This window comes from Pseudomonas sp. Sample_16 (genome assembly GCF_004307665.1).
Taxonomy (GTDB): Bacteria; Pseudomonadota; Gammaproteobacteria; order Pseudomonadales; family Pseudomonadaceae; genus Aquipseudomonas.
Genome location: NZ_RCOB01000072.1, coordinates 1 through 16,123, shown reverse-complemented (window position 1 = coordinate 16,123; position 16,123 = coordinate 1). Strand labels below are relative to the sequence as shown.

Sequence of the window (16,123 nt, the reverse complement as noted above, 5' to 3'; positions counted from 1 at the left end):
GGGTGACTTCTTGAGTTTGACCCACTAGAATGCATGCCCTTGATTCTGGGGTCGGAAACGGCCGGCTAACGTCTGTGCAACGAGGAATATCCATGCAAGTTTCTGTTGAAAATACTTCTGCTCTTGAGCGCCGCATGAGCATCACCGTGCCGGCTGAGCGCATCGAGACTCAGGTCAACAAGCGTCTGCAGCAGACTGCCCAAAAGGCCAAGATTGCTGGCTTCCGTCCAGGCAAAGTGCCAATGAGCGAAATCAAGCGTCGTTTTGGCGCCGAAGCTCGCCAGGAAGCTGTAGGCGACGTCATCCAGTCTTCCTTCTACGAGGCTGTTGTCGAGCAAAAGCTGAACCCGGCGGGTTCGCCTTCGATCGAGCCGAAATCCCTGGAAGCGGGCAAGGACCTGGAATACGTCGCAGTTTTCGAAGTGTTCCCTGAGTTCACCGTTGCCGGTTTCGAAGGTATCACCGTAGAGCGCCTGAGCGCTGACGTGGCTGATGCCGATCTGGACAAGATGCTGGACATCCTGCGCAAGCAGAACACCCGTTTCGAAGTGGCCGATCGTGCTGCCCAGAACGAAGACCAGCTGAACATCGATTTCGTTGGCAAGGTCGACGGTGAAGTGTTCGCTGGCGGTTCCGCCAAAGGTACTCAGCTGGTGCTGGGTTCCGGCCGCATGATCCCTGGCTTCGAAGACGGCCTGGTTGGCGCTAAAGCTGGCGAAGAGCGTGTTCTGAACCTGACCTTCCCTGAGGATTACCAGAACCTCGACCTAGCTGGCAAAGCCGCTGAGTTCACCGTGACCGTGAACACTGTTTCCGAGCCAAAACTGCCAGAGCTGACCGAAGAGTTCTTCGCTCAATTCGGCATCAAGGAAACCGGTCTGGAAGGCTTCCGCGCCGAAGTTCGCAAGAACATGGAGCGTGAGCTGCGTCAGGCGATCAAATCCAAGGTCAAGAATCAGGTAATGGATGGTCTGCTGGCCACCAACCCGATCGAAGTGCCGAAGGCTCTGCTGTCCAACGAAGTTGACCGTCTGCGCGTGCAGGCTGTTCAGCAGTTCGGCGGCAACATCAAGCCTGACCAACTGCCTGCCGAGCTGTTCGAAGAACAAGCCAAGCGCCGTGTGGTGCTGGGTCTGATCGTGGCTGAAGTGGTCAAGCAATTCGACCTCAAGCCTGACGAAGCTCGCGTTCGCGAGATGATTCAGGAGATGGCTTCTGCTTACCAGGAGCCTGAGCAAGTTGTGTCCTGGTACTACAAGAACGACCAGCAACTGAACGAAGTTCGTTCGGTTGTGCTGGAAGAGCAAGTTGTGGATACTGTTCTGCAGAAAGCTAGCGTGACCGACAAATCGGTCTCTTACGAAGAAGCTGTCAAGCCGGTAGAAGCTCCACAAGCCGACTGATTGTTTTTGCGCTAAGAAGCACACACCATAAGCCAGCTCTCGAGCTGGCTTATGCGTATTCAAGACATAACTATTTGGGAGTGACTGCAGAGCATGTTCCGTAATTCGTATATTCAGCAGAACTCTGATATCCAGGCCGCAGGCGGTCTGGTCCCGATGGTTGTCGAGCAGTCCGCTCGTGGCGAGCGCGCCTACGACATCTACTCGCGCCTCCTCAAGGAGCGAGTGATCTTTCTGGTTGGCCCGGTAGAGGACTACATGGCCAACCTGATCTGTGCGCAACTGCTGTTCCTTGAAGCGGAAAACCCGGACAAGGACATCCATCTCTATATCAACTCCCCGGGCGGTTCGGTGACAGCGGGCATGTCGATCTACGACACCATGCAGTTCATCAAACCCAACGTATCGACCACCTGTATCGGTCAAGCGTGCAGTATGGGCGCGTTCCTGCTGACGGCCGGTGCACCAGGCAAGCGTTACTGCCTGCCGAACTCGCGTGTGATGATTCACCAGCCACTGGGCGGTTTCCAGGGCCAGGCTTCGGATATCGAAATCCATGCCAAGGAAATCCTCTTCATCCGCGAGCGTCTGAACACGCTGATGGCCAAGCATAGCGGTCGCACTCTGGAAGAAATCGAGCGCGATACCAACCGCGACAACTTCATGAGTGCAGAAGCTGCGAAGGAATACGGTTTGATCGATGAAGTGATCAACCAGCGCCCAGCTTAAAAATAAGCAGCTCAAAATAGGCTTGGTCGGCGCGTCTGATCAGCGGCGGGCTTGAAAAAGCCCGCAATAGCCTTCATCTTGTGTTGCAAGCCTATCGGATTTGGATCGAACGAATGACTGACACCCGCAACGGCGAGGACAACGGCAAGCTGCTCTATTGCTCCTTCTGTGGCAAAAGCCAGCATGAAGTGCGCAAATTGATTGCCGGCCCCTCGGTCTTTATCTGCGACGAGTGCGTCGACCTGTGCAATGACATCATCCGCGAGGAGGTGCAGGAAGCACAGGCCGAAAGCAGCGCGCATAAATTGCCTTCGCCTAAAGAAATCAGCGGCATCCTTGATCAGTATGTGATTGGTCAGGAGCGTGCGAAAAAGGTTCTGGCCGTAGCGGTGTACAACCACTACAAGCGCCTGAATCAGCGTGACAAAAAGAATGACGACGTCGAACTTGGCAAAAGCAACATTTTGCTGATCGGCCCGACAGGCTCGGGTAAAACCCTGCTTGCCGAAACACTGGCCCGCTTGCTGAACGTTCCGTTCACCATCGCCGACGCAACCACCCTCACCGAGGCGGGTTACGTGGGTGAAGATGTCGAGAACATCATTCAGAAGCTGTTGCAGAAGTGCGATTACGACGTGGAAAAGGCCCAGATGGGCATTGTCTACATCGACGAAATCGACAAGATCTCGCGCAAGTCTGACAACCCGTCGATCACCCGGGACGTTTCCGGTGAAGGCGTGCAGCAGGCCCTGCTCAAGTTGATCGAAGGCACGGTCGCTTCCGTTCCGCCGCAAGGTGGTCGCAAGCATCCGCAGCAGGAATTCCTGCAGGTTGACACTCGTAACATCCTGTTCATCTGCGGTGGTGCGTTCTCCGGTCTGGAAAAGGTTATTCAAAACCGTTCCACCAAGGGCGGCATCGGTTTCAACGCCGAAGTGCGCAGCAAGGAAGAAGGCAAGAAGGTTGGTGAATCCCTGCGTGAAGTCGAGCCTGACGATCTGGTCAAGTTCGGCCTGATCCCGGAGTTCGTCGGTCGTCTGCCGGTTCTCGCTACGCTGGATGAGCTGGATGAGGCTGCGTTGATGCAGATCCTCACCGAGCCGAAGAACGCTCTGACCAAGCAATACGCCAAGCTGTTCGAGATGGAAGGTGTAGACCTGGAGTTCCGTACCGACGCGCTGAAGTCTGTTGCCAAGCGCGCACTGGAACGCAAGACCGGCGCTCGTGGTTTGCGCTCGATTCTCGAAGGTGTGTTGCTCGACACTATGTATGAAATCCCCTCGCAGTCCGAGGTGAGTAAAGTAGTGATCGATGAAAGCGTTATAGAAGGCAAGTCCAAGCCACTGTATATCTATGAAAACAGTGAGCCTGCTGCCAAGGCCGCGCCAGACGCCTAAGCGTCACGCAGCCGGTACAAAGAAGGGGCCTTCGGGCCCCTTTGCTTTTTGCATGTTATTACACGGTCTTTGTGCTTGTTTTTTTTCAAGGCTGCCCCCATCTTGGTTTCAAGCTTACTTCCATCTGTTTCCGGCCTTATGGCCGCCGTAGAGGCGAAATCATGAAGACAACCATCGAATTGCCTCTCCTGCCATTGCGTGATGTCGTTGTGTATCCGCACATGGTTATCCCGCTGTTCGTGGGGCGCGAGAAATCCATCGAAGCCCTCGAGGCCGCGATGACGGGCGACAAGCAGATCCTTCTGCTGGCTCAGAGAAACCCTGCTGACGACGATCCCGGTGAAGACGCGCTTTATCGCGTGGGTACGATTGCTACCGTCCTGCAGCTGCTCAAGCTGCCTGACGGCACTGTCAAGGTTCTGGTCGAAGGCGAGCAGCGGGGCGCTGTGGAGCGCTTCAGCGAAGTGGACGGCCATTGCCGTGCCGAGGTCTCGCTGATCGACGAAGTTGACGCGCCAGAGCGCGAGTCGGAAGTGTTTGTCCGCAGCTTGCTGTCGCAGTTCGAACAATATGTGCAGTTGGGCAAGAAAGTCCCGGCTGAAGTCCTGTCGTCGCTCAACAGCATCGACGAGCCCGGGCGCCTGGTCGACACCATGGCCGCGCACATGGCGCTGAAAATCGAGCAGAAGCAGGAAATTCTCGAAATCATTGATCTGTCGGCCCGGGTCGAGCACGTTCTGGCGTTGCTGGATGCCGAGATCGACCTGCTGCAAGTCGAAAAACGCATTCGTGGTCGCGTCAAAAAGCAAATGGAGCGCAGTCAGCGCGAGTACTACCTGAACGAGCAGATGAAGGCCATTCAGAAAGAACTCGGCGACAGCGACGAAGGCCACAACGAAGTCGAAGAGCTGAAAAAGCGCATCGATGCCGCCGGCTTGCCAAAGGACGCACTGGCCAAGGCCACGGCCGAACTGAACAAACTCAAGCAGATGTCGCCAATGTCCGCGGAAGCGACCGTGGTTCGTTCGTACATCGACTGGCTGGTTCAGGTGCCGTGGAAGGCGCAGAGCAAGGTTCGACTGGACCTGGCGCGTGCAGAAGACATTCTGGATGCCGACCATTACGGTCTGGAAGAGGTCAAAGAACGCATCCTCGAATACCTCGCCGTACAAAAGCGGGTGAAGAAGATTCGGGGTCCGGTGTTGTGCCTGGTCGGCCCTCCAGGCGTGGGTAAAACCTCGCTGGCGGAGTCGATCGCACACGCCACCAACCGCAAATTCGTGCGCATGGCCCTCGGCGGTGTACGCGATGAAGCGGAAATTCGTGGTCATCGCCGGACTTACATCGGTTCGATGCCAGGAAGATTGATTCAAAAGATGACGAAAGTCGGCGTTCGCAACCCGTTGTTCTTGCTCGACGAGATCGACAAGATGGGCAGCGACATGCGTGGCGACCCGGCATCGGCGTTGCTGGAAGTGCTCGATCCGGAGCAGAACCACAACTTCAACGATCACTATCTGGAAGTCGACTACGACCTGTCCGATGTGATGTTCCTGTGCACCTCGAACTCGATGAACATTCCGCCGGCACTGCTGGACCGGATGGAGGTGATCCGTCTGCCGGGCTACACCGAAGACGAGAAAATCAACATCGCCGTCAAGTATCTTTCGCCGAAGCAGATCACTGCCAACGGTTTGAAGAAAGGCGAGCTGGAATTTGACGCCGAAGCGATCCGCGACATCATTCGTTACTACACTCGCGAAGCCGGTGTGCGTGGGCTGGAACGTCAGATTGCCAAAGTCTGCCGCAAGGCGGTCAAAGAGCATGCGCTGGAAAAACGCTTCTCGGTGAAGGTTACTGCCGACGATCTGGAGCACTTCCTCGGCGTACGGAAATTCCGTTACGGCCTGGCAGAGCAACAGGATCAGATCGGTCAAGTGACCGGGTTGGCGTGGACCCAGGTGGGTGGCGAGTTGTTGACCATCGAAGCTGCTGTCGTGCCGGGCAAAGGGCAGTTGATCAAAACCGGATCGTTGGGTGACGTAATGGTCGAATCGATCACTGCGGCCCTGACGGTCGTGCGTAGCCGTGCCAAGAGCCTGGGCATTCCCCTGGACTTCCACGAGAAGCGCGACACTCACATCCACATGCCGGAAGGGGCTACGCCTAAAGACGGTCCTAGTGCCGGTGTAGGCATGTGCACGGCGCTGGTATCGGCATTGACCGGCATTCCTGTGCGCGCGGACGTGGCCATGACCGGTGAGATCACCTTGCGCGGGCAAGTGTTGGCGATCGGTGGTTTGAAGGAAAAACTGCTCGCCGCTCACCGCGGCGGAATCAAGACAGTGATCATTCCGGAAGAGAATGTTCGCGATCTGAAGGAAATTCCTGACAATATCAAGCAGGATCTACAGATTAAACCGGTTAAATGGATTGACGAGGTCCTGCAAATTGCGCTGCAATACGCGCCGGAGCCCTTGCCGGATGTGGCTCCGGAGATTGTCGCGAAGGATGAAAAACGCGAGTCCGATTCCAAGGAAAGAATTAGCACGCATTAGTACGTATTTGCCTGGGGGGCTTCCTTGACAGCTTTTTAGAGCCCTTGTTATAAAGCGGCTCTTAAGTGTCTGTAGGCCATTCAGCACTCGTTTTTGCTTTCACCAAAAAAACTTAGAATCATACTCAAATAGATATAAGGGGACTTAGAGTGAACAAGTCGGAACTGATTGATGCTATCGCTGCATCCGCTGATATCCCGAAAGCTGCTGCTGGCCGTGCGCTGGACGCTGTAATCGAATCCGTCACTGGCGCTCTCAAGGCTGGCGACTCTGTTGTTCTGGTTGGTTTCGGTACCTTCTCCGTAACTGATCGTCCAGCTCGCATTGGTCGTAACCCACAGACCGGTAAGACACTGGAAATCGCAGCAGCCAAAAAACCAGGCTTCAAAGCCGGTAAAGCACTGAAAGAAGCTGTCAACTAAGTTTGATTCAGGTTTTTGCCTATCCGGGTCGGGGTCAAGCCTGACCTGGCAGCGGAGCGGTAGTCCAGTCGGCAGGTCGCCGGTCCGAGACACCGAGGCTCGCCAGTTCGAGTCATCGGTCCGCTCCGCCAGTTACGAGAAGGCGCATCCTCGGATGCGCCTTTCTTCTATCCGGATTCTACCCACGCTCCACGGTTGCCTAATTTTGAAGTTCAACCGTTTATGGGGGACGCATGCTGCAGAATATCAGGGACAATTCACAAGGCTGGATTGCCAAGACCATTATCGGGGTCATCGTTGCACTGATGGCTTTGACCGGTTTCGACGCCATTTTTCAGGCCACGACCAACAAGAATGAAGCGGCGAAGGTCAACGGCGAAGAAATCAGCCAGAACGAGCTGAGTCAGGCGGTCGATATGCAACGCCGTCAGCTCATGCAACAGCTGGGCAAGGATTTCGACGCTTCCTTGCTCGACGAAAAAATGCTGCGCGAATCGGCTCTCAAAGGCTTGATCGATCGCAAACTGCTGCTGCAAGGCGCAGAAAGCTCCAAGTTCGCTTTCTCCGAAGCGGCCCTGGATCAGGTCATCCTGCAAACCCCTGAATTCCAGGTGGATGGCAAGTTCAGTCCAGAGCGCTTCGATCAGGTCATTCGCCAACTGGGCTACAGCCGTATGCAATTCCGCCAGATGCTGACTCAGGAAATGCTGATCGGTCAGTTGCGCGCCGGTGTGGCGGGCAGTGGTTTCGTCACGGATGCACAGGTAATGGCCTTCGCCCGTCTGGAAAAACAGACCCGCGATTTCGCTTCCCTGAACATCAAGGCCGACCCGGCAGCGGTGAAGCTGACTGACGACGAAGTCAAAGCGTATTACGACGAACACGCCAAGGAATTCATGACGCCGGATCAGGTGATCATCGATTACCTGGAGTTGAAGAAGGCTTCTTTCTTTGATCAGGTCAGCGTCAAGGACGAAGACCTGCAAGTGGCGTATCAGAAAGAAATCGCGAACCTGTCCGAGCAACGCCGGGCTGCGCACATTCTGATCGAAGTGAACGACAAGACTACCGAAGCTCAGGCCAAAACCAGGATTGACGAGATCCAGGCACGCCTGAACAAGGGTGAGAAGTTCGAAGCGCTGGCCAAGGAGTTCTCGCAGGATCCTGGTTCGGCAAATAACGGCGGTGATCTGGGTTATGCCGGTCCTGGCGTTTACGATCCTGTATTCGAAAAAGCGTTGTACTCGTTGAACAAGGACCAGGTTTCCGAGCCGGTTCGTACCGACTTCGGCTTTCACCTGATCAAGCTGCTGGGTGTGGAAGCGCCTGAAGTGCCGACGCTCGCCAGCCTGAAAGACAAGCTGACCCGTGAGCTGAAGGCCGCGCAGGTTGAGCAGCGTTTCGTCGAGGCGACCAAGCAACTGGAAGACGCTTCGTTCGAGGCTTCCGATCTGGCCCAGCCAGCGCAGGACTTGAAGTTGACCGTTCACACCTCCGCGCCGTTCGGCCGTGAAGGTGGTGAAGGCATTGCGGCCAACCGTGCCGTAGTCACAGCTGCGTTCAGCCCCGAAGTGTTGGATGAGGGTGCGAACAGCACCGCCATCGAGCTCGATCCGGAAACCGTAATCGTGCTGCGTGCCAAGGAACACCTCAAGCCTGCGCAACTGCCGCTGGAAAAAGTGTCAGCTGCCATTCGAGTGCAATTGACCAAAGAACACGCCAGTGCTGCTGCCAAGACCAAGGCTGAGGAGTTGATTGTCAGTCTGCGCGATGGCAAGACTGCGCTGGACAAGGCGATCGATGGTCAGACCTGGAAAGTGACTGAAGCGGCGACCCGCGCTCAGGAAGGGGTAGACCCTACTGTGTTGCAAGCGCTGTTCCGCATGCCCAAGCCTGCCAGCAAGGACAAGCCGACGTTCAGCAGCGTGACCCTGCCTGATGGCAGCCTGGTGATCGTACGCCTCAATGGCGTGAATGAAGCAGCAGCACCTACCGAAGAAGAGAAGGCTCAATACCGTCGCTTCCTCGCGTCGCGTGTAGGCCAGCAAGACTTCGCGGCTTATCGCAAGCAGCTGGAAAGCCAGGCCGAGATCAAGCGTTTTTGATCCAGGTTTGAGTTGAGTCTCACAAAAACCCCGGCCCCAAAAGGTCGGGGTTTTTTGTTACATCTGCAACGACGAACGCGCGGGACGTTTGCCAAATATCGGAGTCAACACACCTGTAACTGTTTTAAGACACAATCGTTGCGCCGCTAAGCATCGATCTGTTGCACAATACGCCCCGAACCGTTTTTCTCAGGATGTTCAATGTTTAAATCATTTCCCATGCGGGTTGTCGGGCTGGCGTTGCTGCTGGCCACTGCTGCCGGTTGTTCGTCGAAGAAGACCGCCATCTATGAGCATGAGAATTTCGACGACTCCGGAACATTTTCCCGCAACTATCCGGTGACCGATTCTGCGTCTTGTGAAGCCGCTCGTCGGGCTTTGCTCAGCCAGGGTTACATCATCACCAGCAGCGATCCGAAATTGGTCAGCGGGCACAAGAGCTTCCAGCAGACCGGCGAGACCCACATGGAAATCAGTTTCAGTGTGGTCTGTGCCGAAGATGGTAGCGCCGGGCATCACGCCACGGTGTTCGCCAACGCCTTGCAAGACCAGTACGCACTGAAGAAAACCAACAACTCCGCCAGTCTTGGTGTCGGCGTGCTGGGGTCGGTGTCGATGCCGATCGGTTCGTCGGACGACTCGATGGTCAAGGTCGCGAGCGAAACCGTGACTTCCGCCAAGTTCTACGAGCGTTTCTTTGCCTTGGTCGAGCTGTTCCTGCCCAAGGAAGTAAAGGAAGCGGCGCACATTACCGAGAAACCGAAAACCGATCTGGGCGTTCCTGAGCCCAAGGCTGTACCGGCATCATTGGCCCCGGAAGCCGCCGCAGCGCCTGCACCCGCGGCCGAGGCACCCAAGGCCGCTGAAGTGGCGCCAGCCGCTTCTGAACCGGTAGCACCGCCGCCTGAGGCCGCACCGATCACCACCGCCCCGGCTTCGGAACCCGCCCCTGAGGCGCAAACCATCACGCCGCCTGCCAACCCCAGCGATTTGCCTGCGCCAAGTGAGCCGATTCAGGCGATGCCGGTTACTGGCCAGTAACATTTGCAAACATTGATACAGATCAAGCCAGGCCGCCGTTCGGCGGCCTGAATTAAAAAAGCCGCTGATAAATTCCTGATGCCCTGCTACGTTTTATTCAGAGGCGACGCAGAGTTGTGCCCGCGTCATTTTTCTTTCACACGGGCACCTTACCCTCGGAGTCGCTGATCACTGGGTCAGACGCAATTTCAACAAGCTGTGGGGGATTCGAAAATGGACGATTATCAAGAAGAGCTGCTCGAGTATCAGGCGTTTGAACTGGACCCACTGGAACCTGCCGAAGACGCTACCGAGCTTTAAGCCGTCAAGGCTTGCTGCTTTAAGCAGATTGTCTGTGGCTGCGGCGAAACTCGCCGGGAGTCTGGCTGGTCCAGCGTTTGAACGCGCGTTGAAACGCTTCGGCTGAGGCAAAGCCCAGCAGGTAGGCGATTTCGCCGAACGCCAATTCGGTATCGCGAATGTAAGTCATGGCCAGGTCGCGACGGGTATCGTTGAGGATTGCACGAAATTGCGTGCCTTCTTCGGCGAGTTTGCGGCGCAAGGTCCAGGTGGGCAGCTTCAGGCGTGCCGCCACTTCTTCCAGGTCGGGTTCCCGGCCACCATTGAGCAATGGCCCCAGTAACTGAGTGATGCGTTCACGCAGGCTGCGGGTGCGTGTCAGCTGCTCCAGTTCCCGTTCACACAAGCTCAGCAAGAGGCGCCAAGTGCTCGGGCAGTGCTCTGGATTGCGTTGGGCGAGGCTGGCCAGGCTCAGGCGCAATTGATTGTGTTCGGCACCAAATTGAATTGTGCAGTCGCCCAGCGCGTCGTAGGCGGCGCTGTAGTCGGGTGCTTCGAATTCGATGTCGATGCGTTCGGCGCTCAGTGGGGCAGGGCTCACACTGGACAACTGCTGCAACCAGCCCGCGAGGATAGAATCCACTACGAAACGGTTGTAGCTGTTGTAAGGGCTGATGGAGTAAAAGCGCAGCCAGGCTCCCTGCGGGTCTTCGTGAAAGCTTGAATGGCCGCGATAGTTGGACCCATACAAGGCTTCGAAGCGAATCAGGCAGCGCGCCGCCTCGCGTACCGTGGGTGCCTGGGCTGCCGTGATGCCCGCCAGGCCCGCTTGGCTGAGGCGGCTGAGTTGGCCCATGCGCAAGCCGAGCGCCGGGTTGCCGGTCAACTGAATCGCACCATGTCCCAGACGCATGTAGCGCGGAATCGAAAGGCGCGCACCCGCTTCGCTGAGGCGGGCCGTGTCCAGGCCGTATTGCTCGAGCAGGGGCTGGGGGTCCGCATCGAAGCTGCGCACGGCGTCCGCCAGGCTATGAACGAAGCCCACCGATAAATCGCCGAGACGCATCGGCAATGGTTTCATGGCTTACAACCACAGGTTCAACAAACGCGCGCCGCGGGCATTGTCATCGGCAAAGTGTTGGCCGTTGCGGCTGAGAAAACTTTGCCCGGCGCTGGGCTGATCCCAGAACTGGCCGCGCAAGAACACGCTCATGCCGGCGATAGCCTGGCTGGAGGGCGCTTGAGTGGTCAGGGTCAAATGGTGCCACGCTTGGCCTTCGCTGAGCTCCCCGGGCTTGAGGCTGACAGAGCCGGGTGTCGATGAACCTTTGTAGCCGCGCCATGGTTGATCCCAGGTGCCCCGGCCGCCAACGAACGCCGGGACCGCGACGAGTTGTGCCCGTTCAGCGTCGAGCTTGCGGTAGTTGTCCGGGTACCAGCTGTCGCTGCCGATCAGCACGCCCAGACGCCCGGCCGGGGTGTCGACGACATTGAGCGCATGTTCGCCATTGGCCTTGATCGCATCCCGCTGTTCAAACACCGGATGCATCTGTCGCTGCGGCTGACCGATGGGCAAACCCTCGCGGCTGAATACCACACTGCTGTTATACAGCGCGCCGCGACCGATTTTCAGTGTGCCGTCGATGACGCTGGGCTCGGGCAACACGATGGAGCCAGCCACCAGTGTCACGTCGAATTCTTTCGCCAGCCCGCCGAACAGCGCCTGATAGTCCTTGGCCATCCCTTTGGCTTTCATCCGCAAGTGAGCATCGTCCAGACGGCTGCTACCCTCGGCGCCGATCAGTGCCCGGACGAACTTCAACGGATTGCTCACGGCCAGCCAGTTCATGGCCTCCTTGAGTGTGGTGGCCTGGTACAACTCATCCTTTTCGCCGCTGACCATCAGCCACGTGCCGATATGCTCCGGCAGCACGACAATGGTTTTCGCATTCAACAAACCTTGATCCCGAGCCTTTTGCAGGTAAGCGGCGAGCTTGCGGTGCAAGCGTTCCGGGCTTTGATAGTCGGTTGGAAACAGCTCGGGCTGGATACCCAGCAAGTTGCCCCGATCAGCGGGCTGGCCCTGATCGACAGCGAGATCGATGCGCAGGTCCGAGAGGTAATGGCCCATCGGGCGATCGGCGGCCCACATGGCGTAGGTTGTGAGGGCGGCGACCAGCGCCATGGATAAAGTCAGGTACAGAAGTTTGCGCATGGGGGAACAGTCAACGGCCGTATAAGGGCATGGTTTTTCAGTATGGATAGTATCGAAGGCTACGGCAAATCAATGGGTTGGTAAAAAAATCCAGACAATCAGGGATATTTCCCTGCCAGTTGCCCCAAGTTGTGCACTCGGTCATCGCACAGGTTTCAATGCCAAAGACAAAACGGCAACGCCGCCCCTTAGGGCGGCGTTGTGATGTATCGGTGCGCAATGAAATCGCTTGAGTATCGCTTATTCATCAATTCCCACGGTAGGTGGAGAAGCCATAGGGGCTGAGCAGCAATGGGATGTGGTAGTGCGGGACGGTGCCGTCCACCTCGAAAATGACGGGTACTTCCGGAAAGAAACTGGACGTCTTATGTGCCTTGAACCACTCACCGGTCTTGAAGGTGACACGGTAAGTTCCTTTCTCCAGACCCCGACCTTGCGGATACAGCCCGGTGATGCGGCCTTGCTCATTGGTTGCCGCGCTGTTGAGCAGGTCCCAGGTTTTTCCATCCTGTTTTTCCAAAGTGACATTCACTCCAGGGGAGGGGAGGCCATCCTGCAAGTTGAGTACATGCACGCTCAATGGATTGGCTGCCGCTGCCGCCAGGGTTGAAAGGGCACTCAATACAGCGCCAACGAAGAAACTTTTCAATACAGTCATGGTGATGTCCTTAGTTTTTAACGGCAGGTAAAACTTTGTTGATAGCAACCACTGCACAACCTTCATCGTTTGCAGCGCCACCCGCACCGGCCACTCCGATGGCGCCGATGACCTCACCATCGAATTGCAATGGCACGCCTCCGCCGAGCAGCAACAGCTCATCAAGGGTGTTGAGGTTTTGTGCATCTGGATTAGCGCGAGCGCGTTCGGTTAACAACCGCGTCGGTGTCTTGGTCGACAGCGCGGTATAGGCTTTGCGTTGCGCGGCTGACGTGTTGTGCGGGCCAACATTGTCATCGCGTTGCACGGCAACCAGATTGCCGCCACGGTCAACAACGGCGGCAACGGCTGTGCGCCCCTCGGCGTGGCAAGCCGTCAGCGCGGCATTAAGCAAATCGTTGGCCATTGCAAGTGACACGTCCTTGCGCTGCGCAACCTGATCCGGGGCTGCAACGGCGAACGCAGAGCTCATTGCGAGTGTGAGCAGCAATGAAGTCGATAGGCTTGTAGGCATGCGGTTTCCTTGGCTGAGTCTGTTTGAGTCATTGCCAGACATCATGACCAGTGCACCCCGTCAGAATGATTGCCTGCGGATTACCAATATGTAATGTGAGAATTCAGCGAAGCGGGCTAGCCTGTGCTCCAGTTTTGGAGGAAAAAATGCGTATCCTGGTGGTTGAAGATGAAACGAAAATGGCGGATTACCTGCGCAAAGCCCTGACTGAATCAGGCTATGCGGTAGAGATCGCTCTTGACGGGCTGGACGGCCAGCATTTGGCGCAGGAGAGTGAGTTCGACCTGATCATTCTGGATGTCATGCTGCCAGGGCTGGATGGCTGGCAATTACTGCAAATCATCCGGCGCAAATGGCAGACTCCAGTGCTGTTCCTCACCGCGCGCGACTCGGTTGATGATCGGGTCAAAGGGCTGGAGTTGGGGGCCGATGATTATCTGGTGAAACCTTTTTCCTATGCCGAGTTGTTGGCCCGCGTACGCACTTTGCTACGCCGTGGTCCGCCTCGCGAAGTCGAGCATTTTGTGGCTGGCGACCTGAGCCTGGACTTGTTGCGCCGCAAGGTCATGCGCAACGGAGAGCGCCTCACCCTGACCAACAAGGAGTTCGCCCTGCTGCATCTGCTGCTCAGTCGTGAAGGGGAAGTCCTGTCGCGCTCGCTGATTGCCTCCCAGATCTGGCAGATGAACTTTGACAGTGACACCAATGTGGTCGATGTCGCCATCCGTCGACTGCGAGCCAAGGTTGACGATCCTTACGCGCTGAAGTTGATCCACACAGTGCGTGGTATCGGTTATATGCTCGAGGTGCAATCCTGAATCTGTATCCGCGCACCCTGAGCCTGCGTCTGGCGATCATGTTCGCACTGGTCAGCGGGCTGTTGCTGGGCTCCCTTGGTTTTTATCTTTATCAATCGTTACAGCGAGAAATTGCCTGGCGCGATGACCAGGCCCTGCTGGGGCGGCTGGAGCGCATGCAAGCATTGATCAGCGATAGCGACAGCATCGAGCAACTGCGAGGGCGGCCCAAGCTCTACGAAAACATGTTGGGCAATAACGACAATCTGCTATGGATCGTCGATGACACCGGCAAGGTGTTGATCGAAATCAACCCAGTGCGTATGACCTTGCCAACGCTGCCGGCTGCACCCCAGGCTCGCCTCGGTGACGGTCACGCGCCTGAATCAGTGCGGCTTGCCTGGCGGGATGTCATGCAGGGTGATCGCGGCTTGACCCTGATCGCTGGCAAGTTGTTGAGTGAGCGCGACCAGATGCTGGGTGCTTATCGACTCAAGCTCTGGCTGGCCATGTCCGTCGGTGCGCTGTTGGCTTTTGCATTCGGCTGGTGGGTGAGTCAACGAGGCTTGCACCCCGTGCGCCTGCTGGCAAAACGCGCCGCCGGAATTGACGTGCAGCATTTGCATCTGCGGCTGGATGAGTTCAATGAATTGAATGAACTCAAAGTGCTCTGTAATGCCCTCAACCAAATGCTTGCCCGCCTTGAGGATGGATTCGCCCAGCTTTCACGTTTCTCGGAAGACCTGGCCCACGAGATGCGAACCCCGCTTGGCAACCTGATGGGACATACCCAGCAAGCCCTGAGGCGCAGTCGCTCTATCGAGGACTATCAGAATCTGCTGGTTTCCAATCAGGAAGAGTATGAAAGGCTGGCGCGAATGATCGACAGCATGCTGTTTCTCGCTCGCACCGAGCAGCCAAACGCTGGCGTTAAATTCGAGCACATCAACCTGCACGATCTGGTTGAGCAGCTATGTGAGTATTTCGAAGGCGTGGCCCAAGAGCGAAATGTGCAGCTGCTAAACCTGGCCCGGGATCAGTTGCTGGGTGATCCAGACTTGATCCGTCGAGCATTGGCTAACTTGCTGGCCAATGCGTTGCGCTACGCAAATCCTGCGTCTGCAGTGACGATCAGCAGCAGGGTTTCTGAGCACAAGCTAAAAATCACGGTGAATAACCAAGGGGAGCCGATTGCCGCAGAGCATCTTCCACGATTGTTTGAGCGCTTTTATCGATGCGACCCGTCACGTAATCAGCCCGACGATTCCGGGGGACTGGGGTTGGCCATTGTTCGCTCAATCATGCAACTGCATGGCGGTTGTGTAACCGTTGAAAGCACTGAAGCGGGTACGAGCTTTCATTTGGAATTTCCCTTGAAAAGCGCTTGAGCGGTCTTCGCTGACATTCAGCTTAGTCGTACATGCGTTGAATGTACTGGCCACTGACGCAGTAGGGTTTTGAACCCAGGTATTCGCCATCGGCGTGCATGACCGTGCCCAGTGTATTGGGGATTTCGACCCAGTTGAAGGCGTCCATATAGATCCGAGATGTTTAGCCGACAATGGGTGTTGTAGCGAATGACCGCATATGGCTGTGGAGTCAACCGGTCGACGAAACAGATCGGCAAAAGACGCCTCGATCCACCGAGCGGGGCTTCTTTCGGTTTAATCCCTGTTAACTGCAGGATTGAGTGCCATGACGATCCACGCCGCGCCGTTGATCATCACAGACCGTTTCCCGGGGAAGCCCGCGAAGGCGGCACGAACCGCGGTCGAGGCACGGGCGCGGATGTCGTCAGGTTGATCAGCGAGCACAAGCGACAGCGGGCCGCCCTCGAACGCCATCTTTACCGCGTCGTCGATCGCCGCGTCCCGCGTCTCGCCCTCGCCGAACGGGATGGAAGCATCGAAGGGCGTGATAGTGACATCGGTGAAGCCGGCTGATGTCAGAATGCGTGCCACCCGCTCCTGGTCGCCGAACGAAAATGGGCCGGGCGCTTCGGGGG

At 56.7% G+C, this 16,123-nt stretch carries 14 protein-coding genes, 1 tRNA gene and 1 pseudogene; 10 read left to right on the top strand and 6 right to left on the bottom strand.

Annotated elements, in window-relative coordinates:
• The first annotated feature begins 92 nt into the window (after positions 1 to 92).
• The 8 genes from tig (at position 93) to D8U69_RS11190 (ending at position 9,655) form a co-directional block, all read left to right on the top strand.
• Complete coding sequence (tig, locus tag D8U69_RS11225) at positions 93 to 1,403, top strand: trigger factor (protein ID WP_056854740.1); 1,311 nt, start codon at positions 93 to 95, stop codon at positions 1,401 to 1,403.
• A gap of 93 nt (positions 1,404 to 1,496) precedes the next feature.
• Positions 1,497 to 2,132 (top strand): ATP-dependent Clp endopeptidase proteolytic subunit ClpP, encoded by a 636-nt coding sequence (clpP, locus tag D8U69_RS11220; RefSeq protein ID WP_053161532.1) that lies wholly within the window; start codon positions 1,497 to 1,499, stop codon positions 2,130 to 2,132.
• 113 nt (positions 2,133 to 2,245) lie between these two features.
• A complete protein-coding gene (gene clpX / locus D8U69_RS11215) occupies positions 2,246 to 3,529 on the top strand; it encodes an ATP-dependent Clp protease ATP-binding subunit ClpX (protein ID WP_046032565.1) in 1,284 nt (427 codons plus the stop codon).
• Positions 3,530 to 3,690: 161 nt separating this feature from the next.
• Complete coding sequence (gene lon / locus D8U69_RS11210; RefSeq protein WP_056854739.1) at positions 3,691 to 6,087, top strand: endopeptidase La; 2,397 nt, start codon at positions 3,691 to 3,693, stop codon at positions 6,085 to 6,087.
• A 149-nt stretch (positions 6,088 to 6,236) separates the two neighbouring features.
• Positions 6,237 to 6,509, top strand: coding sequence for an HU family DNA-binding protein (locus D8U69_RS11205; protein ID WP_002552737.1), 273 nt, complete (start codon positions 6,237 to 6,239; stop codon positions 6,507 to 6,509).
• Between the two features lie 53 nt (positions 6,510 to 6,562).
• Positions 6,563 to 6,640 (top strand) — tRNA-Leu (locus tag D8U69_RS11200).
• Positions 6,641 to 6,742: 102 nt separating this feature from the next.
• Entirely contained in the window at positions 6,743 to 8,614 is a 1,872-nt protein-coding gene (locus D8U69_RS11195) for a SurA N-terminal domain-containing protein (RefSeq protein ID WP_130907303.1), read from the top strand.
• A gap of 201 nt (positions 8,615 to 8,815) precedes the next feature.
• Positions 8,816 to 9,655, top strand: a complete 840-nt coding sequence (locus D8U69_RS11190) for a DUF2242 domain-containing protein (RefSeq protein ID WP_130904244.1) — start codon at positions 8,816 to 8,818, stop codon at positions 9,653 to 9,655.
• 319 nt (positions 9,656 to 9,974) lie between these two features.
• Here D8U69_RS11190 and D8U69_RS11185 read toward each other — a convergent pair whose 3' ends face one another.
• From D8U69_RS11185 to D8U69_RS11170, 4 genes are all read right to left on the bottom strand, one after another.
• The gene (locus D8U69_RS11185) at positions 9,975 to 11,015 is read right to left on the bottom strand and encodes an AraC family transcriptional regulator (RefSeq protein ID WP_130907302.1); all 1,041 of its coding nucleotides are present in this window, start codon (positions 11,013 to 11,015) and stop codon (positions 9,975 to 9,977) included.
• A 3-nt stretch (positions 11,016 to 11,018) separates the two neighbouring features.
• A complete protein-coding gene (locus D8U69_RS11180; protein WP_056854735.1) occupies positions 11,019 to 12,149 on the bottom strand; it encodes a nitrilase-related carbon-nitrogen hydrolase in 1,131 nt (376 codons plus the stop codon).
• A 247-nt stretch (positions 12,150 to 12,396) separates the two neighbouring features.
• The gene (gene uraH, locus D8U69_RS11175) at positions 12,397 to 12,807 is read right to left on the bottom strand and encodes a hydroxyisourate hydrolase (RefSeq protein WP_056854734.1); all 411 of its coding nucleotides are present in this window, start codon (positions 12,805 to 12,807) and stop codon (positions 12,397 to 12,399) included.
• 10 nt (positions 12,808 to 12,817) lie between these two features.
• The gene (locus tag D8U69_RS11170) at positions 12,818 to 13,279 is read right to left on the bottom strand and encodes a heme-binding protein (protein WP_241664272.1); all 462 of its coding nucleotides are present in this window, start codon (positions 13,277 to 13,279) and stop codon (positions 12,818 to 12,820) included.
• A gap of 188 nt (positions 13,280 to 13,467) precedes the next feature.
• Between D8U69_RS11170 and D8U69_RS11165 the strand changes: the two genes are divergently transcribed.
• Positions 13,468 to 14,139: a heavy metal response regulator transcription factor gene (locus tag D8U69_RS11165; RefSeq protein ID WP_056854732.1), complete on the top strand. Its 672-nt coding sequence runs from the start codon at positions 13,468 to 13,470 to the stop codon at positions 14,137 to 14,139.
• Complete coding sequence (locus D8U69_RS11160) at positions 14,136 to 15,506, top strand: heavy metal sensor histidine kinase (protein ID WP_130907301.1); 1,371 nt, start codon at positions 14,136 to 14,138, stop codon at positions 15,504 to 15,506. Before D8U69_RS11165 ends, D8U69_RS11160 begins: the two co-directional genes overlap by 4 nt.
• Before the next feature lie 22 nt (positions 15,507 to 15,528).
• Here D8U69_RS11160 and D8U69_RS29945 read toward each other — a convergent pair whose 3' ends face one another.
• Together D8U69_RS29945 and D8U69_RS11155 are read right to left on the bottom strand one after the other, a co-directional pair.
• Positions 15,529 to 15,654 (bottom strand): hypothetical protein, encoded by a 126-nt coding sequence (locus tag D8U69_RS29945; protein WP_277751158.1) that lies wholly within the window; start codon positions 15,652 to 15,654, stop codon positions 15,529 to 15,531.
• Positions 15,655 to 15,782: 128 nt separating this feature from the next.
• Positions 15,783 to 16,123: pseudogene (locus tag D8U69_RS11155) on the bottom strand (SAM-dependent methyltransferase); the annotation flags it as partial.